This is a genomic window from Paenibacillus sp. FSL W7-1332 (assembly GCF_037969785.1).
Classification (GTDB): domain Bacteria; phylum Bacillota; class Bacilli; order Paenibacillales; family Paenibacillaceae; genus Paenibacillus_AQ.
The window spans coordinates 2,455,603-2,479,481 of sequence record NZ_CP150209.1 but is presented as its reverse complement, the minus strand read 5'-3'; the positions used below and the strand labels follow the sequence as shown (position 1 = coordinate 2,479,481).

General features: G+C 50.4%; 23 protein-coding genes. 7 read left to right on the top strand and 16 right to left on the bottom strand.

What is annotated here, in order from left to right; translation table 11 throughout:
• Nucleotides 1-11 precede the first annotated feature (11 nt).
• Genes MKX98_RS10850 through MKX98_RS10830 form a run of 5 tightly spaced genes read right to left on the bottom strand, consistent with a single transcriptional unit; the run spans nucleotide 12 to nucleotide 3,180 of the window.
• Complete coding sequence (locus MKX98_RS10850) at nucleotides 12-404, bottom strand: DUF350 domain-containing protein (protein ID WP_100536174.1); 393 nt, start codon at nucleotides 402-404, stop codon at nucleotides 12-14.
• On the bottom strand, nucleotides 401-1,075 hold the full coding sequence (locus MKX98_RS10845) for a signal peptide protein (RefSeq protein ID WP_339222944.1): 675 nt from the start codon (nucleotides 1,073-1,075) through the stop codon (nucleotides 401-403). Before MKX98_RS10845 ends, MKX98_RS10850 begins: the two co-directional genes overlap by 4 nt.
• On the bottom strand, nucleotides 1,076-2,275 hold the full coding sequence (locus MKX98_RS10840; protein ID WP_194541815.1) for a glutathionylspermidine synthase family protein: 1,200 nt from the start codon (nucleotides 2,273-2,275) through the stop codon (nucleotides 1,076-1,078).
• Nucleotides 2,272-2,952, bottom strand: a complete 681-nt coding sequence (locus tag MKX98_RS10835) for a hypothetical protein (protein WP_194541814.1) — start codon at nucleotides 2,950-2,952, stop codon at nucleotides 2,272-2,274. The genes MKX98_RS10840 and MKX98_RS10835 overlap by 4 nt, the downstream gene beginning before the upstream one ends.
• A gap of 24 nt (nucleotides 2,953-2,976) precedes the next feature.
• A complete protein-coding gene (locus MKX98_RS10830; protein ID WP_259445350.1) occupies nucleotides 2,977-3,180 on the bottom strand; it encodes a hypothetical protein in 204 nt (67 codons plus the stop codon).
• Nucleotides 3,181-3,521: 341 nt separating this feature from the next.
• Between MKX98_RS10830 and MKX98_RS10825 the strand changes: the two genes are divergently transcribed.
• The gene (locus tag MKX98_RS10825) at nucleotides 3,522-4,460 is read left to right on the top strand and encodes an NAD(P)-binding domain-containing protein (protein ID WP_220685945.1); all 939 of its coding nucleotides are present in this window, start codon (nucleotides 3,522-3,524) and stop codon (nucleotides 4,458-4,460) included.
• 162 nt (nucleotides 4,461-4,622) lie between these two features.
• Here the strand turns inward: MKX98_RS10825 and MKX98_RS10820 are convergent, their stop codons facing one another.
• From MKX98_RS10820 to MKX98_RS10810, 3 genes are all read right to left on the bottom strand, one after another.
• Entirely contained in the window at nucleotides 4,623-4,862 is a 240-nt protein-coding gene (locus MKX98_RS10820) for a glutaredoxin family protein (RefSeq protein ID WP_071223769.1), read from the bottom strand.
• A 23-nt stretch (nucleotides 4,863-4,885) separates the two neighbouring features.
• On the bottom strand, nucleotides 4,886-5,758 hold the full coding sequence (locus MKX98_RS10815) for a hypothetical protein (RefSeq protein WP_220685946.1): 873 nt from the start codon (nucleotides 5,756-5,758) through the stop codon (nucleotides 4,886-4,888).
• Nucleotides 5,759-5,950: 192 nt separating this feature from the next.
• Nucleotides 5,951-7,549 carry a cobyric acid synthase gene (locus MKX98_RS10810; RefSeq protein ID WP_220685947.1) on the bottom strand — a complete coding sequence of 533 codons (1,599 nt, stop codon included), beginning with the start codon at nucleotides 7,547-7,549 and terminating at the stop codon, nucleotides 5,951-5,953.
• Nucleotides 7,550-7,766: 217 nt separating this feature from the next.
• Between MKX98_RS10810 and MKX98_RS10805 the strand changes: the two genes are divergently transcribed.
• The 4 genes from MKX98_RS10805 (at nucleotide 7,767) to MKX98_RS10790 (ending at nucleotide 10,316) form a co-directional block, all read left to right on the top strand.
• Nucleotides 7,767-8,435 (top strand): Crp/Fnr family transcriptional regulator, encoded by a 669-nt coding sequence (locus tag MKX98_RS10805; RefSeq protein ID WP_220685948.1) that lies wholly within the window; start codon nucleotides 7,767-7,769, stop codon nucleotides 8,433-8,435.
• An 86-nt stretch (nucleotides 8,436-8,521) separates the two neighbouring features.
• Nucleotides 8,522-8,761 (top strand): redoxin domain-containing protein, encoded by a 240-nt coding sequence (locus MKX98_RS10800; protein WP_339222938.1) that lies wholly within the window; start codon nucleotides 8,522-8,524, stop codon nucleotides 8,759-8,761.
• A gap of 123 nt (nucleotides 8,762-8,884) precedes the next feature.
• Entirely contained in the window at nucleotides 8,885-9,085 is a 201-nt protein-coding gene (locus MKX98_RS10795; RefSeq protein ID WP_339222936.1) for a hypothetical protein, read from the top strand.
• Nucleotides 9,086-9,341: 256 nt separating this feature from the next.
• A complete protein-coding gene (locus MKX98_RS10790; RefSeq protein ID WP_220685950.1) occupies nucleotides 9,342-10,316 on the top strand; it encodes a hypothetical protein in 975 nt (324 codons plus the stop codon).
• Here MKX98_RS10790 and MKX98_RS10785 read toward each other — a convergent pair.
• From MKX98_RS10785 to MKX98_RS10770, 4 genes are all read right to left on the bottom strand, one after another.
• Nucleotides 10,311-11,396: a Gfo/Idh/MocA family oxidoreductase gene (locus MKX98_RS10785; RefSeq protein ID WP_233354806.1), complete on the bottom strand. Its 1,086-nt coding sequence runs from the start codon at nucleotides 11,394-11,396 to the stop codon at nucleotides 10,311-10,313. The two genes, MKX98_RS10790 and MKX98_RS10785, sit on opposite strands and share 6 nt — an antisense overlap.
• A 441-nt stretch (nucleotides 11,397-11,837) precedes the next feature.
• Nucleotides 11,838-13,457: an extracellular solute-binding protein gene (locus tag MKX98_RS10780; RefSeq protein WP_194541804.1), complete on the bottom strand. Its 1,620-nt coding sequence runs from the start codon at nucleotides 13,455-13,457 to the stop codon at nucleotides 11,838-11,840.
• Nucleotides 13,458-13,501: 44 nt separating this feature from the next.
• A complete protein-coding gene (locus MKX98_RS10775; RefSeq protein WP_194541802.1) occupies nucleotides 13,502-14,422 on the bottom strand; it encodes a carbohydrate ABC transporter permease in 921 nt (306 codons plus the stop codon).
• A gap of 19 nt (nucleotides 14,423-14,441) precedes the next feature.
• The gene (locus MKX98_RS10770; RefSeq protein ID WP_220685951.1) at nucleotides 14,442-15,371 is read right to left on the bottom strand and encodes an ABC transporter permease subunit; all 930 of its coding nucleotides are present in this window, start codon (nucleotides 15,369-15,371) and stop codon (nucleotides 14,442-14,444) included.
• A gap of 315 nt (nucleotides 15,372-15,686) precedes the next feature.
• Here MKX98_RS10770 and MKX98_RS10765 point away from each other — a divergent pair, with 315 nt between their 5' ends.
• On the top strand, nucleotides 15,687-17,426 hold the full coding sequence (locus MKX98_RS10765) for a histidine kinase (protein ID WP_220685952.1): 1,740 nt from the start codon (nucleotides 15,687-15,689) through the stop codon (nucleotides 17,424-17,426).
• Nucleotides 17,423-19,045, top strand: a complete 1,623-nt coding sequence (locus tag MKX98_RS10760; protein WP_220685953.1) for a response regulator — start codon at nucleotides 17,423-17,425, stop codon at nucleotides 19,043-19,045. Before MKX98_RS10765 ends, MKX98_RS10760 begins: the two co-directional genes overlap by 4 nt.
• Nucleotides 19,046-19,186: 141 nt before the next feature.
• On the opposite strand, the gene MKX98_RS10755 is transcribed toward MKX98_RS10760, so the two are convergent.
• From MKX98_RS10755 to MKX98_RS10740, 4 genes are all read right to left on the bottom strand, one after another.
• Nucleotides 19,187-20,263, bottom strand: a complete 1,077-nt coding sequence (locus MKX98_RS10755; protein WP_220685954.1) for a Gfo/Idh/MocA family oxidoreductase — start codon at nucleotides 20,261-20,263, stop codon at nucleotides 19,187-19,189.
• Nucleotides 20,264-20,486: 223 nt separating this feature from the next.
• Entirely contained in the window at nucleotides 20,487-21,404 is a 918-nt protein-coding gene (gene rbsB / locus MKX98_RS10750) for a ribose ABC transporter substrate-binding protein RbsB (RefSeq protein ID WP_220685955.1), read from the bottom strand.
• Nucleotides 21,405-21,419: 15 nt separating this feature from the next.
• Complete coding sequence (rbsC, locus tag MKX98_RS10745) at nucleotides 21,420-22,388, bottom strand: ribose ABC transporter permease RbsC (RefSeq protein ID WP_009592570.1); 969 nt, start codon at nucleotides 22,386-22,388, stop codon at nucleotides 21,420-21,422.
• Between the two features lies 1 nt (nucleotide 22,389).
• Nucleotides 22,390-23,871, bottom strand: a complete 1,482-nt coding sequence (locus tag MKX98_RS10740; RefSeq protein WP_194541796.1) for a sugar ABC transporter ATP-binding protein — start codon at nucleotides 23,869-23,871, stop codon at nucleotides 22,390-22,392.
• Nucleotides 23,872-23,879 lie beyond the last annotated feature (8 nt).

The window sequence follows — 23,879 nt, the reverse complement described above, 5'->3', positions numbered from 1 at the left end:
TGCTATTTGACCTAAATAATCAGGCTGCTGATTGCAAAGGCCGTACCGATAAACACCATCGCAAGCAGAATGCCGATCGCAACGTTCCCCTTTTGCAGATGCTCGCTAATTCGAATGCCCGGTGTAGCCAGCTCGAATACCCAATAGGCGACAATCAAGCATACATACCCGACGGCAAACCACAGCATCATGTGCCAGATCGATGAATTCGTATATGCGGATATGCCCAGAATAATGGCCGTTGCCATAAACTTGCCGCCAAAAGCAAGGCCAACCGCAACATTGCCCTTCTTCAGCTCCTCCATGTCGTTAAACCGGGTCATCCAGCTGAAAATCAACATACCCAGCAATTGAAGCACGATAATGCAGATTACACTTACAACAATATTAATGACGACCGTCAATCCGCCCACCCCCGAAATTTTGCATAGGCCAAGTCGTAATCGGCGAAATCATGCACTTCCTCCAATACAACATCAACCCTGTCCTTCTTCTCCATTGCCGCATAACGCTTCTCATCGATCGGCTGCTTGATCCGATTGCCCGTCGGCAGCTCGATGACAGCAAAATGCCTGGTGTCCTTTTTATACGTTGTTTTATAAACCCCAACCAGCTTTACATCGGTTTTGACCGTGACTTTCAGGTTGGTTAAATCCGATTCCGCTGTTTTTTTGTCCTTAAACGACTTAATCGTCTGCCAAGACGATAATCGGATATCATTGCGCTGATTCGCATCCGTGGTAAGCTCCGCATCCATGAATTGAAGCGTCCAAATTTTATCCCCGGTAGCATAATTGTTATCGTTTGGCAGCAGCTCGTTGTCCGGCAGGACGGTCATATCGCCGCCAATCAAATCGCCAACGGTCCCTTCAATGATCCGGTAGTCCCAAGGCACGCGAGCAGAGGTTGAGGATACTTCCTCCGATCCGGTGTGGAATACCGTCGACCCATTGCCGGAGCATGCACTCAGCGCCAGGACCATGAGGGATAGGATCATTACCGCCAGGACAACCTGAAGTTTCCTCTTTCCCTTAGGAGCACCGCTATGCTGCCTTCTTTTTTGTTTCAACTGCATTTATTTCACTCCCATTGCGATAAAATGGCTGGAATTACCCGTAATCAAACCGCCTGCCCGTCCCAGCAAACCGCAAGGGATTCCGTTAAGGACGAACAATCCTGTCAGTAAATGAAATTCGCCTTCCGCCGTCTCGACGCGGGCCAGGTCTGCCCTCCGCTGATAGACCGTCGGAAACATGACACTTGTATCATAGCCGTCCTGATCCTCTACCTCGAGTTGTCCGGCCTGGTCGTACAGCTTAACTGAACCACCCTCGCGGCCGAACATCGACTTTGATACAAAATTGCCGGAGAATACCGGTTTGTTGTATGTCGGCAGCATATAATTGACGATGGCTTCACGTTCTTTCTCATCGAACAAAAGGCCCAGCTCGTACATCCCCCACATGGCGGCAAGCAGTCCTTTGGATTGCAGCAGAATGCTGTGCGGTGGGTTGAACAGCTGCAGTCGTCCTGTCTCGATGGCATAGGCAAGCGCATCTCCGCCATCATCGACGGACATCCATTCCTTCGGATATAGGGCAAACATCCGGTGAATCTCCCGGCCATCCCCGTCCTTCAGCATGCCTTCGTCCACCCACAGATCAAGACAATCCACCAGCCGGATATCCAGCCCGCTGTGCCGGACCAATGCTTCGATCGTCCCGGAGTCCTCTTTATGCTCGCCGTAAGCAATGCAGGCGGCCGTATCCGGACGCTCAACTCCCCACGCTTGTGCGACCAGCTCTTGCATCCGTTCGTTGGGAGAGAAGATACCGGCCTGAGCGCACATCCACGGCGTTGCAATGGAAGCCTCAACATAGCCTGTCGGCGTGTCCGCATTCAGCTCCAGCAGCTTGATGCTGCCGTCATGGGCAATAGCAAAATCAAACCTGGCATACCGGCTGATCAATCCCTCTTCCGGCAGGGGACATTCGTCCAGCATCTGCCACAGGACGGGCGGAATGCCGATTAAACTGTATATATGATGATTGCGATGGATATAACGGACGGTTTTGTCCAGCATGGCCCATAATACCGCAGCCGCTTCTTCCAGCTCACGATAGGTCTCTTGGCGTATGGTGACAAGCTGGTCTATCCAGTAGGCCTCCCCTTCCAAATCCGCCCAGGTAAAGCCGAGCTCCGCGAGCTCCGCTACGCGTCCCTCCCGATTGGGGTCAGGCAGTCCCGATACGGTGAATACGCTGTCGTGACTCATCCTCCAAAACCACCGGATCTGGAGCTGGATTTCGAACCCGACGAGCTGAACCCGCTGGATTTGCCGCCAATGCCCCCGGACTTCGACGACGTGGAACGACGCGTAATCGTCCCCGAAGATGACGTTGAGGTCTTAGGACGGACGTTGGAGTTCACCACCGGTTTGTTCTGGAACGTACCGCTTGAATAGGTGCGGGGTTTATATGGCTTGCCGTTATTCGCATAATAACCGCGATGATTGTTGTACCATCCGCTGGATGAATAATACGAACCATTGTTGAACAGCATGTGATAAAGAAGCAAATCATCCCAGCCGAAGCCGGAATTGTACCCGCCATAGTTGTTGACGATCGTTGTTCCGCCGCCCGAACCTGATCCTGCAGCGGCTCCTTCTACCGGTTCTTCCTGGAATTCCTTCTCGCTAGGAAACGGAATGTTCCAATCAACATTCTTGTCAAAATACTTCTTTACTTCTTCTGTTGACCAGGACACCAGCTGCGGCTCTTCGGATGAGGTAACCGCTTCCGAAGCGAGGTCTTTCGCTGCTGCGCCCGATACCAGAAATGCGTTCGCCAGCAAGGCGATGCCCAGCGAGCTCGACAAGACCCGAATCGGTTTGCCTTCCGGCGTCAGCCATTTGGATGCAGGCTGATCTTTTTTGTCTTTTTCATTACTCAAGATGGTTTCTCCTTTCGGACAGGATTAATCGTTCCGCATCGGGACGAGCAGAAGCTCAAGTTTACCCGTGTCTACACTTAATCTGCCTTCAATCGTTTCATATTCCCGGCCGCCAACAACGATATAATTCACATGCTCCAGTGCAGCTACCATGTTCATCGTCCATGACCGCTCTTCAATCTGAACCAGCTCACCGTCCGGCCTCTTTTCAAACAAAATGACGTTCATCCCATTATCCACTGTGTGTCTACCCCTTCCATCTAAGCAGTGAGTATTGATACGTGTTATATTCCGAATCGTTTCAAAAAATCTACGATGGGATATCGACGCTTGCCCAGCGATCTTTTCCAAAAGACGCAACCCATATAATAACACTGCTTCTGATTATTTACACCTGCGAATTACCATTAAAAAATTGATGAAAACGAACATTCTGGCCGCACAGTACCTGATTTTTTACGTTTTATTAGGTGTAGCATCAAATTTCATGATGATGATCTGTCTTGACATTGTCACTAGTGTCATACTTTAGAATCGGTATCATTCCAGTCCAGAAAGGGGTTTTACCGATGAATGCAAATCTTGATAGATCATCAAACGTTAACCATCTTCACGATGCGAAGGCAAACAGCTCCACCCTTCCTTCAGTAACCGTGATCGGATTAGGCTCCATGGGCTCCAAGCTGGCCCGCACCTTCTTGCACAGCGGATATGCCACCACAGTCTGGAACCGCACACCTGAAAAAGCCGCTGAGCTTGTAGGCTTAGGTGCCTCCGGCGCTACGGAAATCGCAGATGCCATCGCCGCCAGCCCCCTCTTGATTATATGCGTACTTGATTATGATGCCGCCCGCCATATTCTGGAACCCATGAAGGAGAAGCTTTCCGGCAAGGTTGTCGTAAATCTGACAACCGGTACTCCCGAAGAGGCCCGCACGATGGGGACATGGATGAGAAACCATGGCGCAGAGTATCTGGATGGCGGCATCATGGCCGTCCCTTCCTTGATCGCCACGCCCCATGCCGTTATCCTCTACAGCGGTTCGAAGACAGCTTACGATAATTATAAACAGGTATTGGACAGCTTAGGTACAAGTCACTATTTAGGTTCCGATCCTGCGCTTGCCCCACTGAATGACCTGGCACTGCTAAGCGGAATGTACGGTATGTTCGGGGGCTTTATCCATGCGGTGGCGCTTGTGGGCACCGAAGGCGTGAAGGCACTGGACTTCACGACGACGCTGCTGATGCCTTTTCTGCAAGCCATGATGTCCACCATGCCGGAGATGGCGAAGCAGATCGATTCCGGTGATTACTCCGCCAAGGATGCGAGCCTGGCGATGCAGGCCGCCCACGACACCATCGGGGAGGTTAGCAGGGTACAAGGCGTCAGCCCCGAGACATTCACACCGATCTTCGAGCTGATGAAACGCCGGGTGGAGGATGGACATGGAGGGGACGACTTCGCCAGCGTGATTGAACTGATCCGCAAGCGCCCATCGTCTTGATAGGCATAAATGAGCGATTAGCGGCATTGGGCTAGCATGCAACGAAGCATTACGCTTACCGACTAGTCTAAAGCGATACTTTTTGGCTCCTCACCAGCAAAAGAAGCATGGATCCTCCCGCGGGAACGATCCATGCTTCTTTTCCATTTCCATGCGCCCTTATTATTTAATCAATTCCCTGATCTCCTGAAAGTTATCGGCAAATCCGATAAATACCTTGTCACCAATAACGATCGTAGGTACAATCTGCTTTCCTGTCAGACGTCGTACTTCTTCCGGATATTCCGGGTTCTGTGTGCAATCATACTCCGTATACGGTACCTCCTGCTCCTTGAAGTAACGCTTGGCATGATGACAGTCGCTGCAAGTGGGTATGGTATAGATTTTTAATGATTCTGTCATATCGATCACTCCTCAAGCGAAAATTATTTAATCTCAACAACAAAAGGCACGGTCATCACTTCACCCTGATGCTGAAATTGTCCCCAGATTTTGTAGATACCGCTGTGTGGGAAGGTAGTGGCGAATTCCGCATGGGGTCCTGTGCTCCGTTCGTCCAGGGGATGTACATGAATGTACTGCTCAGCGTCTTCGGACAGAATGACCACGTGCCCCACTGCGCCCAGGTATGGCTCCAGGTTGTTGATTCCTTGCTTTGTCTTGGCATCCTGAATATGATAGGCGAGCACAACCTCTTCATTCGATAACGTATTGCTTAGGCTCAGTTCAATTTCCTTGCCGTTTACTTGTTTGATTAGGCTGGAATCCGGTTGAATCGCCGAAGATTCCCCTGCTTCTCCCTCAATCTGAACCCATTCGCTTAGCGTGGCCCCTCCAGCACCCTTAGGCACAAAGTCAGCGAACAATTTATAGTCGCCGCCAGCCGGGAATGCCGTGTTCACGGTAAATACGCCATTCTCCTTGTAATCCGGATGAATATGCTCGAAGAAAGACAAATCGCGATTCACGATGATCAGATGCAGGAGCTTCTCATGATTGACATCAAAATCCTGGACAGGTCCACCGTCTTGATCCGTAATTCGAATCGTCAGCTCGGATTCGGCGTCTGCTCTTACCGGTTCATTCCATGTAAACGCGGCGTTGTAATGATCTGAGGCCGTTTCATGCCCGCCAGCGTGTTCGCCATGCCCGTTCGTTTCATGGCTTTCATTTTCCTTTTTATGGTTCCCGCCATGACCGCCCGCATCGGGGGCCAGCTTCGCGTTATCGCATGCTGTCAACAATCCAAAAGCAAGTATGCCCGTTAAGGTTAGTATGGTGCCCTTCCTATTCAACATGGGCTATCACTCCAATCATCGAATATACTGCAAGACGAATGATCATGCGTCTATATATTTAGTATACCCCCCTATCCTATAATTAATCAACTTTTTTCTGTTCGCTCCATACAAATAACACCATGCTGCCTGCATGGTGTTATCTTCCTCTTCATCATTATTACCTGAATGTTCGGATGCATTCCTTATCATTCAATGCGTATAACCGATGATTTCATATATTTTTTTCATATCCACATGATTACGAACGACTTCCGCTACACGGTCAAATTCCGCGAATTTGCGCTCTTCTGCTTTGAACGTTTCCATAATTGGAGTTAGCCCTTTCTTCATCCGAATGCCATTCAACCAGGATCTGCGAAAGACATCATTGTCAAACAAGCCATGCAGATAACATCCCCATATGCGTCCATCCGAAGTAGCTGTCCCTTCAATATGCGGTTGAATATCTTCTTTCGTCTTTAAAGCATCTGTGCCATCCGCTTCAATCGAAAAAAGCGGGCGGTATTCTGAGCCGCCAGACAAGGCGCTCCACTCGCTCACGCCCATATGGATTTCATAGGCCGTAATCGACGAATCCGCCTCTGTATCCGAGACAACGAACCTCAGCGAATGTTCCTGTAACAACTTCCCTTTCACCCGAACGGTCCTTTTATGCTTTGAAAAGGAAGTCTGAATCGGCAGCAGGCCGAGCCCCTTCGCTTCCCGAACGCTCCCTTCGACCGCATGCGGATCCGACAGCTGCTCGCCCAGCATTTGATATCCTCCGCAGATGCCAACCAACTGCACATCCCGCTGCCGCATCTGGCTCAAGATCGCATCGGCCAGCCCCCGGCCCTGGAGGAATCCGAGGTCACTGATCGTATCCTTGGTACCAGGCAAAATAATGACGTCCGGCATCCCAAGTTCATCCGCCGATTGGACGAAGCGAACGACAACATCCGGTTCCATGCGCAGCGCATCAACATCCGTAAAATTCGAAATACGCGGATACCGGATCACGACAATATCGAGGTCTCGTTTTTCCAGTCTTTGATTCTGAAGCTCATCCAGCACAACCGAATCCTCAGCCTCGATCCGCATGTCCTGTATATAAGGGAGTACGCCCAGCACGGGAATACCTGTCCGCTCTTCAAGCCAGTCCAGTCCCGGCTGAAGCAGCGCCAGATCCCCGCGGAATTTGTTAATGATAAATCCTTTGACCCTGGCCACCTCATGGGCCTCAAGCAGTTCAAGCGTACCTACTATGGAAGCGAACACACCTCCGCGATCGATATCGGCAACCAGAATAACCGGTGAATCCGCCCATCCTGCCAAATTCATGTTAACAATGTCCCGGTCCTTAAGATTGATCTCCGCCGGACTTCCCGCCCCCTCCATAACAACGATGTCGTAGCTCTTCCGCAGTCGATCCAGTGCATCCAGCACAATCTCTTTAGCCTTCGGCAGGAACAGAGTCCGGTAATCCATTGCACTCATCTGCATTTGAGGTACGCCGTGGATCACGATTTGCGAATGCATGTCCTTTATCGGCTTGATCAGGATCGGATTCATGTCCGTAGTTGCGGCAATGCCGCAGGCTTCAGCCTGTACGCCCTGTGCTCGGCCGATCTCTTTGCCATCCAGGGTCACATAGGAATTAAGAGCCATATTTTGCGATTTGTATGGAGCCGTGCGATAACCATCCTGTAGAAATATGCGGCATAGCGCTGTTGTGACGATGCTTTTACCTACATCCGAAGCGGTGCCCTGCAGCATGAGTACCGCTCCTTGCCTCTTCCTGATATTCATGGGTGTATCCCTTATGTATTCTGTTTCATTCATCTTCCTCACCCTTTTCCCTGACCTATACCGCTTGCTCATATCATTATAGCAAACCATCGCCAAAGGAGTCCTTTCGCATGAAATCCGGATAATTTCGCTTGAACTTTGTCAGGCTGAAATGTTAACTATATAGAATAGCAGTTTCGCATGTCCGTGCATGATCACCGAAAGGCGGAAACCCATCATGAAGCCTGAATTGAATGATAAGCAGATAACCGACATCTTCCCTTATTTGAAAGTCGTACCACCCGAAGAATGGATTCAAGCTAATCCGTTTACCAAACATTTTGAAGCCAAATCGAGAATCTTTCAACGAGAGGATGCCGCGATCTATGGCATGTTCCTCATGAGCGGATCGGCCCGCATCACGATCATCCACGAAGATGGCAACGAATCGGTATTAAACATATTATCAGCCGGAGAAGTCTGTTCGCTCCTCGTACTTAGCGGGCTAAGCGGGCAGGACTATCCGGGCACTCTGATTGCCGAGTCCAAGGTCGAGGTCTTGTATGTGCTGAAAAACAGCTTCCTCCGCTGGCTGCAGGTGTATGAACCCATCCGCAGCGCTATTTTTGGCGGTCTGCTTGATGGAACACTGCGGATGGCAAACATGCTGCAGGAGAGACAGACATTACCGCTGGAGCAGCGCCTTGCCAGGACCCTGCTGCGCATCAGCTCGGATGAACATCCACTAGTGCGCACAACCCACCAAGAGCTTGCGGATGACATTGGCTCCGTAAGAGAGGTCGTTTCCCGTACGCTGGGCCAGTTCCAAAAGAAAGGATGGCTGGAGACAGGAAGAGGCTGGGTGAAAATAATCAACCGGGCCTGTCTAACAGAAGCTGCTATGTGACCTAGTCACAGAGCAATGGAGTCCTCCCTGCTACATTGGTAATAGGCCTCGCGCCTATATACCGTTAAGCCAGGAGGAAATCCAAAATGAACAACATGCTTCAACCCGGAGATTATGCTCCATTATTCCAAAGCGTAGATCAAAATGGAAATATGGTTTCACTGGAAGCTTATCGCGGACGTAAATTACTTCTCGCCTTTTTCCGCAACGCTGCCTGTGCCCTATGCAATCTGAGGGTGCACCAGTTTATTCAGCGATATCCTCTGTGGCAGCAGCAGCATCTGAATGTCATTTGCGTTTTTGAATCACCGGATGCAGCACTTTAGCAGCATGTCGGTCAGCAAAATGCGCCGTTTCCACTTATTGCCGATCCGAATGCGGAGCTCTACTCTCTCTATGGGGTCGAGACCTCGGTAGCCAAGACACAAGCCACCTTAGCTCAACCGAATGTGCATCAGTTCACGGATGAAGCAGAAGCGGCAGGTTTCAAGCTGACGCCGGAAGAAGGTTCAAATTTCAATCGGATTCCGGCAGAGTTTGTGTTGGACGAGGACGGCATCCTACGAATCGTGTATTACAGTCGCCTGATTACCGATCATCTGCCTTACGAAACCATTGAACGTTATGCTGGCGGAACACAGCTTCCTTAGCTGGGCTGAGCCTGTCTTTCAGTCGTTTTCAGCAGTAATAAGAACTCGTAGCATGAGACATAACAACAAGCCGATCCGGATGGATCGGCTTGTTTAGTGAAGCTTATAACTATAAGTTCAAACGCTGTCTTTAAATGCTCTTAAGGGATAATATTTTCATAATGAGGGATATATTCATCCAATAATATACTTTTTTATCTAATATTGTATTATCTTGGATAAGTGACTAGAGTTGGTTAAGGGAGGAGCTGATTGAATGATAATGCATTTCTCCAAGATTAGCAACATCTATAATCATGTCAAATGGTTTACGGATAACTTTGAATGGGTCCCCCTGCCCTTTCCCCGGATCGTTACGCTGACATTCCTGTTTTGGTTAGCGTTTACATTGTTGATCTTATTGCTCACATGCGTCTTCCACGATCCGCTGGGGAAGATGTGGCCGGTCATGAAAGTTCATCAATGGCTGTACAGGCTAAGGCCCCATACCGAAGTCATCCTGCGCATTGGGCTGGCCATCGGCTTGGTGCTGCAGCTACTGAGCGGCTCGTATCTGGCGCCCGAGTTCAGAACCAATTCCATGTGGATTATCCTCGGTCTCTCCGCCGCCGCAGCCTGCTTGCTCTATAAGCGCACATTGCCGGTGAGTGGTGCCATCTTATTCTTGCTCTATCTGCAAGCTTCATTAACCTACGGTATGTTTCATTCCATCGATTATTTGATTTATCTCGGTATCGTGTATTATCTGTTTGTGAGCGGCACTCCAATAAAAAGAACGGCTGCCCCCGTCATGTATATATGCACGGGCATGTCCCTCGCTTGGCTTGCCATGGAAAAACTGACCATTCCCGAACTGGCTTGCTCGGTAATGGGCAGCTACGGGCTTCCTACCTTCGGTTTTACCATTGAGAATTTCGTCCTGATCACCGCTTTTATCGAAATTGGGCTGGCGTGGGCATTTATCGTGGGTATCATGAGCCGATTCACCGCCCTCCTGGTATCTGGCATTTTTATTATGACAAGCCTTGTATTCGGTTACAAGGAAGTCATAGGCCATACGATCATTCATACAGTGCTGATCCTGTTCCTGATCGAAGGGACGGGGGAGCTTAAGACTCCATTTCAATTCCACCGCTCCGCGTTACTTCGCGGGTTATTTGTAAGCGTTAACTTTTGTCTCTTTCTGTTCACATTGATGGCGCTGTATATCTGGATGGGCAAGACGTTATGACTTGCTCTGGATCCGTTGGCCATGATTCCGAAGCTCTACCACCGCTTTGGTCTCATGTGCCCTAACGACTGCATCCAGCACCTCTTGATTCCGGTACCCGTCCATAAACTCTGGGATCCCGTCGGCAGGCGTTCCCCGTAATAGCCCGGCAAAATCGGCATACTGCTTGACTTTGCAATGCTGCGGCACCTCCATTGTCGTTTTCGCGAGCTGCCCGGGCTCTTCTTCGCGAATCCATATCACCCGTTCCGGATCCAATGTGCTGGCGTGGACCGTGCCGTGGTCGCCGTAAATGGATACTTCATGCTGATTGCCTGAACCGAAGGCATTGCGCGACGTCTGGAATACGCCCATCATGCCATCTGTCATCCGAGCCTGGAAGCTGGCAAAATCATCGACTTCGATCTTGGCCATCGCTCCCGTTACCGGGTCCCTGCGTTCCGGAATGATGGTATGCAGTTGGGCCGTAATTTCTTCAAATTCACCAAACAGAAATCGGGCCATATCGATCATATGCGATCCCAGATCTCCAAGCGTCCCCGTTCCCGTGACGGCTTTGTTATATCTCCACATGTAGGGAACCTGCTGGCTCGGCACGCCAAACCCTTGCAAATACTGAATGGAGAAGTGACGGATCGTCCCGAGTTTGCCCGTTCGGACAAGTTCCCTGGCATAACGAAAAGCCGGCGTGTAACGGTATGTAAAGCCTATCATGGCCTGAACCGGCTGTTTCTCGTAGAGCTCCAGCAACGGGATTGCTTCTTCGAACACCCGCGTAAATGGTTTTTCCGCCAAAAAAGGTTTGCCCGCTTGCAGGCATGCTCTAATAATATCCGCGTGCACGTTGTTAGGCGTAACCGAAATGACGGCATCGACGTCCGGATCTTCAATTAAATCCTTAAAATCTGCATATCGCTTGCCATCCTCAATTCCCAGCTGATCGCCTACTCGGGCCACCGCTTCTCCATTGACGTCGCTCACGGCCACGAACTGATAGACATTCTCTGCATTCATCCAGCGGATGTGCTCCTGCGCCATCCCGCCCAATCCAATTAATCCGATTCGAAATTGATTCATCATCGATACCCTCCTTGTATATATATCTTATCTCTCACTGGTATTGATTATGCCGTTCGGATATATGCTGGCTACCAGGTCATTATGTCTCTCATGCCGATATTCATTCCACACCGTGACTTATGTTTCGCATGGTCGCCACCTGTAGATTGATAACATTGCCCATTCATCACTACGAATTCGGATTGTTTTTCCGATCCCTGTTACCCCCGGATTTTCTCGTAATGAAATTTAATAATGTTAAAATCCGGGGATCGTATATGCTTTCGATGCGAGCTTTCCGTTGGAAAGCTTTCGGGGGTACGCTTCGCTTCTCCAAAACAATTCCGCCTTCTCCGTTGAAGCTGATCGCATAAATAAATCACAGTTTCGTCATCGTTCGAAACGTTACTGCCCCGCAGCATATCAATCTGCGGGGCAGCTCATGACGATTGCCGTCAATCCCTATTTGACGCTGATATACCGCTGATAGGCTTCCTTGCGGATTTGTACCAGCCGCTCAAGACCCATATCGTTCAGCTTCTTGACGTACGCATCCCATTCCGCATCGATATTGCCTTCGGATATCCACTTCGCGCGGGTCGTGCCGACATAACCATCGATATCCGTTGTCAGTGTAGGCAGCTCCTGGAATTCTTCGGCGCTGTACATGACGTTCGGGAACGGCGTCGTTACGTAATCGCTGCCCAGCTTGTCGATGACCAGCTTCAAGCCATCGCCCGTGGTCTCATCCAGAATGATGTTTTTCTCGAAGCTCGGGCTTACGTACTTCGGTCCAAAATCCCTTACGGATTGCTCCCAATACCAGGCATCCGCACTCGTTCCCTCCGGCGGACTCATCAGCGTAAACGTTCCGTCGTCGTTCTTCTGAATCACCGTGCCGATGGCTCCCCAGAAATTTTGGATGCTCGCTTCATTGGTATAGAACTGGTCCGCCCAACGAGCCGAAATTTCCGGGTACTTGTTCGACGTGGTAATGAGGAATTCGTTTCTGCGGAGGCTCATGCCCTGCGGCTCGCCGCCCTGATACCTTTTTCCGTCAGGTCCGGCGATGGACGGAATCGCAATATATTGATCCTTCCACTTCCCGAACACCGCGTCCGGCACCCACTGGTTCGAGAAGCCGATCAGCGCCGCATCCGGGTTCTGATGCTTCGCCGTGGACATGGTGCTGTCCTGCGTAAAGATCTCTTGGTCTATGAGGCCCTCGGCATACAGCTTATGCGCCCACTTGATCGCTTCTTTATAATTCTCCGTGACCGGGTAGAACACGGGCTCGTTATCGATGACCATCATGCTGTTTCCGTTGATGTCCGTAATGCCGAACGGGTTCAACAGATCGATGCTGATGTTCCCCGATCCGCTGACCGGAATTTCGTCGGCCTTGCCGTTGCCGTTCGGATCTCCTTCTTTGAACGCTTTGAATACCTCGTACAGCTCGTCTGTGTTGTCCGGAATATCAAGGCCGAGCTGATCCAGCCATGTTTTGTTGATAATCGGCTGGATCGATGCTTTCGGCCTTGACGGCAGCCGCGCCGGCAAAGAGTAGATTTTACCATCCGGGAATGTGCTCATCTTCTTCATTTCGGGTGTTTCTTCCAGTGCCGCTTTCAGGTTTGGCATGTATTGATCGATATAGTCGTCGAGCGGACGGAAATAAGACAGGTTGTTCACGATGTCGGAATCGCTGAATACGATATCGCCGAAAATAATATCCGGCAGCGTACCGCTCGCCAGCATGATCGACTTTTGTTCGCCCCAATCATTGGAAGACATGATTTGCCAATTGATTTTGACATTCGTCTCCTTCTCCAAATCCTTGAGCCACTGGTTCTGAAGGAACGTATCCCCCATGTTGCCCCAGCGAACGGTCAGCACGTCCAGCGTTATCGGCTCATTGACAATCGGCAGGCCTTCTTTGTTAAACGCGGTTTCGGCATCCGTCTTGGCGTCCTCCTTCTTGCCGCCGCTGCAGCCCGCCAGGCTCAACAGCAGGATTGCGGCCAGCATGATGACGCCAGCCAGTTTGAAGCGATGTCTCCTCTTTGCATGGTTTGTTCCCATTTAACCATTCCCCCAATTATTATTTTTAATAGATCCATCCGGCTTTACGACTTCACGGCTCCGATCATCACCCCCTGATTGAAATACTTCTGTACAAACGGGTAGATGCACATGATCGGCACCGTTGCGACGATAATGACTGCATAACGCATAATATTGGCGAGTCGCAGCGCAATGGCCGCGGCTTCTCCGGTACCCATGGCGGACTGCATCTGGTTGGTGACCAGAATATTTCGCAGGATGAGCTGCAGCGGGTACAGGTTCGTATCTTTTAAATAGATCAGGGCATTGAAATAGGAGTTCCAATGACCCACTGCCGTCCACAAGGCAATGACCGAGATGACCGCTTTCGAAAGCGGAATCACGATGGTCACGAAATATCTCAGATTTCCGCAGCCATCAAGCTGGGCCGCCTCCCATAAATCCTCCGGAATGCTGCTCTGGAAAAAAGTCCGTGCCACAATGATGTTAAAGGCGGCTACCGAAAACGGCAGCACCATAACAAGAAACGTATCGTACAGCTGAAAATCGCGGATCGTCATAAAAGTCGGAATCAAACCGCCATTAAAAAACATCGTAAAAATAAAGAGCAGCGATATATACTTGCGGCCTACGAGGTCTTTTCGCGAGAGCGCGTAAGCTGCCGATATGTTAACCACCAAGCCGATGGCGGTACCTACAATCGTATACACAATCGTATTTCGGTACCCAATCCATATATTAGAGTGCTTCAGCAATTCTTGATAGCCTGCCAGCGTAAAATCCTTGGGCCACAGCCATACCTGTCCATTCGCAACCGCGGCCGGCTCGCTGAACGAAGCAATGATGATGAAGTACAGCGGGTAAATCAACACGATCAGCATCAAGACAGCGAATACATACAGGCCGATCTCCAGCACCCTGTCGGAAGATCGGGTATTCCTCCGCCTTGGCGCTGTCTTCTCTTTTATTTCCACAACGCCCATAGAACCCTCCTCTCTTGTGTTACCACAAACTGTTTTCGCTGTATTTTTTCGAAATCTGGTTAACCAGAATCAACAGAACAAAATTAATGATTGTATTAAACAGACTGATCGCCGACGAGAAGCTGTATTGGCTGCTCAGCATCCCGATTTTGTACACATAGGTGGAGATGACCTCGCTGGAGGTAATATTGAGACTGTTTTGCATAAGGTAAACCTTCTCGAAGCCGACGCCAAGCAAGCTGCCGATCCGCAATATAAGCAAGGTTACGACCGTAGGCATCAGCATCGGGATATCGATAAACCGGATTTTCTGCCACCGGCTTGCCCCGTCCATCGTAGCCGCTTCGTACAAGCTGGGGCTCACGGCGGATAACGCCGCGATATAGATAATGCTGTCCCAGCCCGTATGCTGCCACACATCCGACCATACGTACACGCTGCTGAACAAGCCGGCCGATCCCATCAGGTTCGGCGCTTCGGCACCAAAGAGCCGGAAAATATTCCCGATCAATCCCGAGCCTGGCGAGAACAGAATCAGCATGAGTCCCACCATCACGACCGTGGATATAAAATGCGGCATATAGGTTACCGTCTGGAAGAAACGCTTGAACCCATTCTGGCGCATCTGATTGACCATCAGGGCAAGCATGATCGGAATCGGGAACGTCGCAACGCTGTATAAGCTGATTACGAGCGTGTTGGTGATCGTTGTCGAGAATTGATAAGAGTTAAAAAATTTCTCGAAATACTTTAGACCCGCCCATGGACTATCCATAATGCCGAGAGCGGGACTGTAGTCCTTGAATGCGATGAGGATGCCGTACATCGGTACGTAAGAAAACAACAGAACCAGCACAACCGCAGGCAGCAGCAGCAAATACAGGCCCCAATTTTTTCTGATCCGCCCGAGGGTTGGGTGCGTGGTTCTATTCAGTTGGCCTGCTTTCAAATCGATTCCCCTTTCTGTTCGCGTCGTCGTGAAACCGGCATGTCGCGTAAGCAACTTAAGTATACTTCTGCCCGGAATCGTTATTTGGACCTCATCATGCGCTATTCGGACCTTCTCCTTATCCCCCTTCAAGGAATCCTCGAGTCCCCTGTTGGAAGCATGCCATTATCCGGACTTTACGATGTGGTATCCGGACTTTATGATAGATGCCCGAGCGTTCACTCCTGCTTTTTTCGTGATTTCCATTTATAATGTTTTTACCACCATAAAAACGCTTTCATGTGGAAGCGGACTGAAAGGAACCAAGGCATCCGTATGGTTAAAGCATTGAATAACAAGCCTTATCCCATCCGTCACTATGTGAAAATCATGCTCTTTATCTCGATCTTTGCCCTTGTAGTGGATCTGGTGATCAGCTTCGCCTCCATCTTCATCGTAAAGCAGCAGTCCACCCGATATTTGCAGGATACGGCGAATCTGTACATCCGGCAGATCAATCATGACTTCTCCTACATCAACCACTATATGGGCTGGACACTCGCGAATGATGAGAGCGTTAAGATGATGGATACCCCCGGCACCGATTACGTGGATTATATTAAATCGAACGAAAGAGTGCATAAACAGTTTAACGAGCTTCAGAAAAACTACGGCCAGGAATACAACTTCTTCTTCTATTTAAAGGAACAGGACTTCTTCCAGAACTATGGACCCATGTCCCTGTCATATACAGAGTTCCTGGAACTTAAGGAACAGATCGTATCCCTCACGGATTCCAAAAACGTATACGAAACGTTCTACTCCAACTGGAACCCGATCCTTGTTCAGGACACCCATTACATCATCAACATCGTTCCTTACCACAACCGGTATCTGATCTGCCTCATCTCCGCCAACGATCTGATCCGGCCGCTCCAGCAGCTGGATTTGGGCGAGGACGGTTACGTCTCTCTGGTGAATGCTCAGGGGGCAGCCCTTACGAGCCCGGGTACAGGCGTGATGGATGCCAACCGTCTTCAAGGAGCCAAGGCATCCCTGCTGAGCCTGTCCCAGCCGCGGACTACGGTTACGGAGGGATTCTCGAACGCCTCCTTCAACGTGCAGTTGGTGATCCAATTCGGCATATTTGAGACGATCATGATCGCCCAGCTTCTCATTATGCTGTTATTTGTTGTTCTGACGTGCACGCTCAGCGTAGTTATGCTGTATTTCAAGAAGAAGGTGTTAAAGCCGATTCAGAATTTTTCAGAAAATGTAAGGCGCATCCACGAGGACAGCGAGAATCTGGATTTCATGAGCAGCGAGATTATCGAGCTGGAGCAAGTCAACTCCCAATTCAAACATCTGATCGAACAGATTAAGAAGTTTAAAATCGATATTTACGAGCAGCAGCTGGATAAGCAGAGAATCCAGCTGGATTATATGAAGCTGCAAATTAACCCCCATTTTTTCCTGAACTGCTTGACGAACATCTACAGCATGGCGCAAATGCAGATGTTTAAGGAAATCGAATATATGTCGCTGTCCACATCCAAATACTTTCGTTACATCTTTCAAAGCGGAGATAATGTCGTACGGCTGCAAGATGAAATCGAGCATGTCCGCATTTACCTGGAAATTCAGAAGCACCGCTACCGTGATGCCTTTTCATATCGCATTGATGTTGAAGAGGAGCTTTCCGGTCTCACCATTCCGCCCCTCGTGTTACAGACCTTTATCGAAAACGCGGTAAAATACGCTGTTTCCCGAGATCAAGAGCTGCAAATTCGATTATCCGTTAGCATGCGGATGGAGGGGGAGAAACCTACTATGGTCATCCGGATATCCGATACCGGACCCGGGTTTCCCGCCGAAGTATTGGAGAAATTATCAGCCGGCAAACCGCTTGATCAAAGCGAAGGAAAACACATCGGAATCATGAACACCCTTCAGCGGCTGGAGCTGCTCTATCATCGCCGGGCGTTTGTGGAATTTTCAAACCCGGAGGAAGGCGGCGCTTGCGTCACATTAACGATTCCACAACCCATACAGGAACGGAGAGGAGAAATTCAATGAACATATTGCTAGTGGATGATGACTATTTTGTCGTGGCCGCGCTGGAGAAGAAAATCGATTGGAAGGCACTTTCAATCGAACAGGTCTATACTGCTTACAGCGTTGCGCAAGCAAGGGATATTTTGCAGCAGCATTCGGTCCACATCCTCATTTGCGATATCGAAATGCCGCAAGGCAGCGGACTCGAGCTTCTCGCCTGGATTCGCGAGGAACAATACAGCATTCAGACGATATTTCTGACGAATTACGCTGATTTCAATTATGCGCAGAAAGCCATTGAGCTGCAAAGCTTTGACTATTTTCTGAAGCCGATCGAATTCGATAAGCTAAGCCTCATCATCTCCAAAGCCGCCTATAAAGCAAAGGAACAGCAAAGCGATCAGGAAGCGATCCAGGACGGACAGCTGTGGAAAAAAAATCAAAAAAAGCTCCAGGAGCATTTTTGGAGCAAGCTGATCAAAGAAAGGAAAGCTTCTTCGGACCGGGCCGCCATCGCAGGATATATCGCGGAGCAGAATTTGTCCTATAAGATGTCGGATCTATTTCTTCCTGTGCTCATCACCATTTTTCCGCATGATCAAAGTTTGGGGAGAGAAGACAAGGATCTGTTTGACTATGCGTTTCTCAACGTGCTGTCCGAATTGTTCCAGGACCCGCTCTTCACGGTTGAAGCCGCTATAGAATATAAGGATTACAATTGGATGGTCATGCTGAAATGGAATCATCCTCCTGACTCCCGCGTCATGGAAAACATCTGCACGTCGTTCATTGAAAAAGCCAATCAATTCCTTCGGAGCGATGCTTCATGCAGCGTATCGATTTCGGTGGCGTTGGAGGAAATCAACAAGTCCGTTCGGATTCTGCTGCAAATGAATGAGGATATGATCAAGAAGCGGAATCAGATTATTTTTCTGGAACACCATTCCCTGCAAGAAGTCGCGTATACCCCTCCCCAGCTGCAAGACTGGGAAGCGCTTCTCAGCGGGAACGATCCGGCTGGGTTTCTGGTTGAAACCCGCAAATACTTGCAAAACCTAGCCAGGAATGGCGTCTACAACGCCTCGGTGCTGCGTTTATTCCGCTTGGATATCGTGCAACTGGTCTATTCCTATCTGAAGGGCAAAGAAATCCAGGCACACAAGCTGTATACCGGCAAAACCAATGACCAGTTGTTTCTGCAATCATTGAACTCGATTGAAGATATGGAGAAATATACGGAGTATCTCGTCAGCACGGCAGCAGAATATCATGCCTACGCCGACCATTCGCATACCGTGGTGGAGGAGATTAAGCATTATATTCATTGCCATTACGGGGATGAGCTGACGCGTACGAGCCTGGCTGAACTCGTCTACCTCAACCCGGATTATTTGGCCCGCGTGTTCAAGAAGGAAACGGGCGTGTCTTTGGGTACATACATCATTCAATCCCGCATCAAGGCGGCCAAGCATCTGCTGGAGACGACACCATTGTCGGTGTACCAGATTGCGGCTAAGGTGGGATACGCCAACTATTCCTATTTCTCCAAGCTGTTCAAGCAGGATACGGGCTGGTCGCCCAGCGATTACAGGCGGGTGCTGCAAGCCGGGAGCAGCGGAAAGATCGATCATGCGAAATAACATTACACTTTCGACTTAGGCATTGAGCATCAGCTGTCCGCAACCACATCTTGAACATAAAAAGTACCGCAGCCTCAAGCTTCATCTGCTTGGCACCGCGGTACTTTTTCTATAATAAGAATGAGAGCTAATCGATATGGATTACGCAGGGTAAATATCGAAATCCTTCAGCGTTTCTCCCGTCCGGGCCGATTCAAACACGGCTTCGATCAGGTTCAGAACGCGCAGCACTTCCTCGTTCTTCACAATCGGCTCAGCCTCGCCTTGAATCACGGCCGCAAAGTTATCGAAGAAGCTGCTGGATTGACGGTATGGCTCCGGCAGAGCTCCCGTAATGGTAGCTTCTTCTGAAGGAGGCGCCATCGTTTTGGTCAAGCCTACCCCGGCTTGAATTGGCTTCGGCTCCACTTTCACGACATCCTGGTTCCGGGTAACCACTCTTCCGTTTAACGACCAATCCTCAATAATGCCGGTTCCCTCGGTTCCTTTGACGTACCAGCGAGGCAGCGTTATGAAATTGGTCGTTCCCACTTCAATCAGAACGGATACGCCGTTCTCGAATTCAATGACCGATTCAAAGCCGTCATCCACCTCATCGCCGAGAATAAAGCTTAAGCGGCTGCTCAGGCTCGTAATCCGGCTGTCCACCATGAACAGGACCTGGTCAAGAAGATGCACGCCCCAGTCCAGCAGCATGCCGCCGCCGTGCGCTTCCAGATGGCGCCAGTCGCCCGGAATGCCGTTCGCCCCGTGTACCCTGGATTCGATACGGAACAAATCGCCAATCGTCTTTTCGTTGTACATTTGCTTAATCGTCAGGAAATCCTCGTCCCAGCGGCGGTTCTGGTGGACCATCAGCACCCGGCCGGCAGCATCGGCCGCAGACACCATCTCTTTGAAGTCACTGACGGACAATGTTACCGGCTTCTCGCAGATGACATGTTTGCCGGCATTAAACGCCTGCAGCGCCAGTTCCTTGTGCACGTCATTAGGCGTAGCAATGAGCACCACGTCAACCGCAGCATCGTTTAGTACCTGCTCATAACTCTCATAGGCAGGATACCCGTCCTGCCGGGATACTTCCCGGCGATCTTTCAAAACATCGAAGGTTCCCGTAACCTCGAGATATGCATTGTCCTTAATCAGCTTGGCGTGGTAGCTGCCCATTCCGCCATAACCCACGATCACGATCGCATGTTTTCTTTTCTCCATCGTCATAGTTACATAGCTCCTTTATCACATCTAAGCAGTAAACGCATACACATCCATTATAATACCATATGCGAAATAACTGTCCTCTTGTAACGATATTGTATTCCCGCCGTTATCGCAAGGCTGTGAGTTACTTCGCAGCCCGGAAGAAATGAGCAAAATATGTCCCGAAAAAAAAAGCGTTACCCTGCTTCTATCGCAAAAGGTAACGCTTCTTGATCTTGCTGGATTACTCCTTCACTACCAATTTCAGCGGAGCGGCGATATTCTTCTCTACCTCTTTGCCTTGCAGCACGTCTTTCGCTGCCCCGACGGCAAGCTGACCGATCAGCTCCGGCTGCTGGGCTACGGTAGCCGTCAGGTTGCCGGCTTCGATGGACTTCAGCGCATCGTCGTTACCGTCAAAGCCGATGACCATGATGTCTTTGCCCGAGCTTTGGATCGCTTCGATTGCGCCCAGGGCCATTTCGTCATTGTGGGCAAAAATCGCTTTGGCATCCGGATTACCTTGCAGCAGATTTTCCGTGACGGTAAGACCCTTCGTCCGGTCAAAATCCGCTGCCTGCTTCGCAACCACGTTCAGCTGCTCATCTGCGATCTCGTGGAAGCCCTGGCCGCGTTCGCGGGTTGCGGAAGCACCCGGAACGCCTTCGAGCTCAATGACTTTCGTATCTTTGCCCAGTTGATCCACGATGTACTCGGCTGCCATCTGACCGCCCTTGACGTTATCGGAGGCAACCAGCGCAGCGACCTCGCCTTGATCTGCGGAACGGTCGAGTGTAATGACCGGAATGCCCAAGCTGTTTGCCGTTTGCACTACGGTTGAAATCGCGGACGAGTCCGTCGGGTTAATCAGCAGTGCATTGACGCCCTGTTGAATCAGGTCGTCGACGTCGTTGCTCTGCTTGGCCGAGTCATTCTGTGCGTCTACGACAACGACCTCCATTCCTTGCTTGGTCGCTTCGGCGACGACGCCATCCTTCAGGGATACAAAAAACGGGTTATTCAAGGTCGAGATGGAAAGACCGATTTTGATGTCTTTGACATCGCCGCTAGCCTTGGGCTTCGCCCATTCCGGCGGCTCCAGAGAACAGCCTGTTATGAAGATCAGCATAAGCGATACGAGCAGCAAAGTTGTTTTTTTCATCGTTCATTCTCCCCCTTAAGCCGATTTTCTACGGTCGAGCAGTACGGCAATCGCAATCACGACGCCTTTGACAACCATCTGATAGAAAGAGTTCACACCGAGCAGGTTGAGCCCGTTGTTCAGTATGCCTATGATCAGCACACCGATTAACGTACCGACAATCCGGCCGCGACCGCCGGTCAGGCTCGTACCGCCGAGAACAACGGCTGCGATGGCATCCAATTCATAGGACGTACCCGCTGTCGGCTGTGCCGAATTCAAACGGGAGGTCAGAATCGCGCCCGCCAGCGCGGACAGCATCCCTGCCAGGGAGTAGATCATAATCTTGACGCGCGGTACTTTAATACCGGATACAAGCGATGCTTTTTCGTTACCGCCGATGGCATACGTTTTGCGGCCAAAAGACGTTTTATGCAGGATGACCCATAGCACCGCAAACGTGATAATCATCGTAATGGCGGGTACCGGAATACCCAGCAGGTATCCGCGGCCGAACAATTGAAATACAAGGCTGTCGCCGAGACCCGTAATCGGGTTACCGTTCGTATAAACGAGCGTAAGGCCTCGGAATATCGTCATGGTAGCCAGGGTGGCGATAAACGGCGCCATTTTCCCCTTGGTAATCATGAGACCATTGATCATCCCCATGACACCGCCAAGCGCAACGCCGATGATAATCGAGAGGATCGGGTCAAACCCGGCCACCATCATATTGGCGACAAATGCGCTGGACAGCGCGAGAATCGAACCGACCGACAGGTCAATGCCGCCTGTCAGGATTACAAACGTCATACCGAATGCAATCAATGCATTAATCGATACCTGACGCAGCAGGTTCAGAATGTTAAGCGGTTCCAAGAAGCTTGGATTTAGGACGGATACGATAACGATAAGAATGATCAGTCCGAGCAGCGGACCGAGCTTTTGCGTCAAACCTGAGACCTTAAACCCTTTTTCCGCCTTGGCATCGTTAATAGTTGTCATATTACTGACCTCCTGTAGCTAGAGTCATGATGTGTTCCTGCGTGGCTTGTTCGCGATCCAATTCACCGGAAATTCTGCCTTCATGAACAACGAGAATCCGGTCGCTCATTCCGAGCACCTCCGGCAGCTCCGACGACACCATCAGAATCGCCACGCCCCGTTCGGTCAGCTCATTCATCAACTGATAAATTTCCCGCTTTGCACCAACGTCTACGCCGCGTGTCGGCTCATCTAGGATGAGCACGCTCGGCCCAATGCCGATCCACTTGGCAATAACGACCTTCTGTTGGTTACCACCAGACAGATTGCGTGCCAGCGTCTCGGATGTATGCGTCTTGATCTGCAGCCGCTTCGTCAACGTATCCACGAAATCCTGTTCCTTCTTCCCGGAGATGAACCCTCTGGAAGAGAAGCTGAACAGATTGGGCAGCGCCATATTTTCACGGACCGAGAAATCCAGGACCAACCCTTCATCCTTGCGGTCCTCTGTGATGAATCCAATGCCGTGTTTCACGGCATCATCCGGCTTCTTGATCGTAACTTTCTTTCCGCGTACCCAGATTTCGCCGCTATCCAGCGGGTCCAATCCGAAGATCGCTCTCATCATCTCGGTGCGCCCAGCCCCCATCAGGCCGGATACGCCAACGATTTCGCCGGCACGAACCGAAAAGCTCACATTCTCGAACCGGCCTTTGCTGCTAATATTCTTCACTTCCAGCACAGGCTCGCCCGGAGAGGGATGGCGTGCCGGATATCGCTCGGTCAGCTCCCGGCCGACCATCTTTTTGACGACTTCATCAAAGTCCGTGTCCGGAATAGCTTTGGTATCGACGGATTTACCATCCCGCATGACCGTAATCCGGTCGCAGATCGTAAAGATCTCCTCCATCCGGTGAGAGATGTAGACGATGGATACGCCTTGTTTTTTCAATGAACGAATGACGTCAAACAGCTTCTCGATTTCTCTTTCGGTCAGCGCCGCCGTCGGCTCGTCCATAATGATGACTTTTGCTTGGGTCATGAGCGCCTTGGCGATCTCAATCATCTGCTGCTGGCCGACGGAGCATTCCCCCGCCTCCTGCGTTAGTGGTATCTTCACCGCCAGTTTGCCGAACTGTTCCTTCGCAAGCGCCTTCATCTGCTTCATGTTGAGGAAACCCAGGCCGGATGTCATCTCCTTGCCGATAAACAAGTTATCCAGAACCGTCATTTCCGGCCAGATGTTAAGCTCTTGATGGATGAAAGCAACGCCTCTTTCTTCCGCTTCCTTCGGATTAGCAAAATAAGTTTCCTTGCCGTCGATGACAATCTTGCCCTCATCCCGGCTGTGAAGACCGGTTAATATATTCATCAGCGTCGATTTGCCCGCGCCGTTCTCTCCCATCAGGGCGTGAACCTCTCCTTCCCGGAGATCAAAGTCTACGCCTGCCAGTACGCGGTTCGTGCCAAAGGATTTATGGATATTGGTCATCTCAATGTTCATGGTGCTTC

Excerpts from the sequence above, each read along its gene's own strand:
- MKX98_RS10820 (WP_071223769.1), bottom strand. The coding sequence starts at position 4,862 with ATGACAGAATCATTAAAAATCTATACCATACCCACTTGCAGCGACTGT.
- MKX98_RS10785 (WP_233354806.1), bottom strand. The coding sequence starts at position 11,396 with ATGATGAATCAATTTCGAATCGGATTAATTGGATTGGGCGGGATGGCG.
- MKX98_RS10790 (WP_220685950.1), top strand. The coding sequence starts at position 9,342 with ATGATAATGCATTTCTCCAAGATTAGCAACATCTATAATCATGTCAAA.
- MKX98_RS10765 (WP_220685952.1), top strand. The coding sequence starts at position 15,687 with ATGGTTAAAGCATTGAATAACAAGCCTTATCCCATCCGTCACTATGTG.
- MKX98_RS10810 (WP_220685947.1), bottom strand. The coding sequence starts at position 7,549 with ATGAATATCAGGAAGAGGCAAGGAGCGGTACTCATGCTGCAGGGCACC.
- MKX98_RS10775 (WP_194541802.1), bottom strand. The coding sequence starts at position 14,422 with ATGGGCGTTGTGGAAATAAAAGAGAAGACAGCGCCAAGGCGGAGGAAT.
- MKX98_RS10780 (WP_194541804.1), bottom strand. The coding sequence starts at position 13,457 with ATGGGAACAAACCATGCAAAGAGGAGACATCGCTTCAAACTGGCTGGC.
- MKX98_RS10740 (WP_194541796.1), bottom strand. The coding sequence starts at position 23,871 with ATGAACATTGAGATGACCAATATCCATAAATCCTTTGGCACGAACCGC.
- rbsC (WP_009592570.1), bottom strand. The coding sequence starts at position 22,388 with ATGACAACTATTAACGATGCCAAGGCGGAAAAAGGGTTTAAGGTCTCA.
- MKX98_RS10800 (WP_339222938.1), top strand. The coding sequence starts at position 8,522 with ATGAACAACATGCTTCAACCCGGAGATTATGCTCCATTATTCCAAAGC.
- rbsB (WP_220685955.1), bottom strand. The coding sequence starts at position 21,404 with ATGAAAAAAACAACTTTGCTGCTCGTATCGCTTATGCTGATCTTCATA.
- MKX98_RS10760 (WP_220685953.1), top strand. The coding sequence starts at position 17,423 with ATGAACATATTGCTAGTGGATGATGACTATTTTGTCGTGGCCGCGCTG.
- MKX98_RS10830 (WP_259445350.1), bottom strand. The coding sequence starts at position 3,180 with ATGAACGTCATTTTGTTTGAAAAGAGGCCGGACGGTGAGCTGGTTCAG.
- MKX98_RS10845 (WP_339222944.1), bottom strand. The coding sequence starts at position 1,075 with ATGCAGTTGAAACAAAAAAGAAGGCAGCATAGCGGTGCTCCTAAGGGA.
- MKX98_RS10815 (WP_220685946.1), bottom strand. The coding sequence starts at position 5,758 with ATGTTGAATAGGAAGGGCACCATACTAACCTTAACGGGCATACTTGCT.
- MKX98_RS10840 (WP_194541815.1), bottom strand. The coding sequence starts at position 2,275 with ATGAGTCACGACAGCGTATTCACCGTATCGGGACTGCCTGACCCCAAT.
- MKX98_RS10755 (WP_220685954.1), bottom strand. The coding sequence starts at position 20,263 with ATGACGATGGAGAAAAGAAAACATGCGATCGTGATCGTGGGTTATGGC.
- MKX98_RS10825 (WP_220685945.1), top strand. The coding sequence starts at position 3,522 with ATGAATGCAAATCTTGATAGATCATCAAACGTTAACCATCTTCACGAT.
- MKX98_RS10805 (WP_220685948.1), top strand. The coding sequence starts at position 7,767 with ATGAAGCCTGAATTGAATGATAAGCAGATAACCGACATCTTCCCTTAT.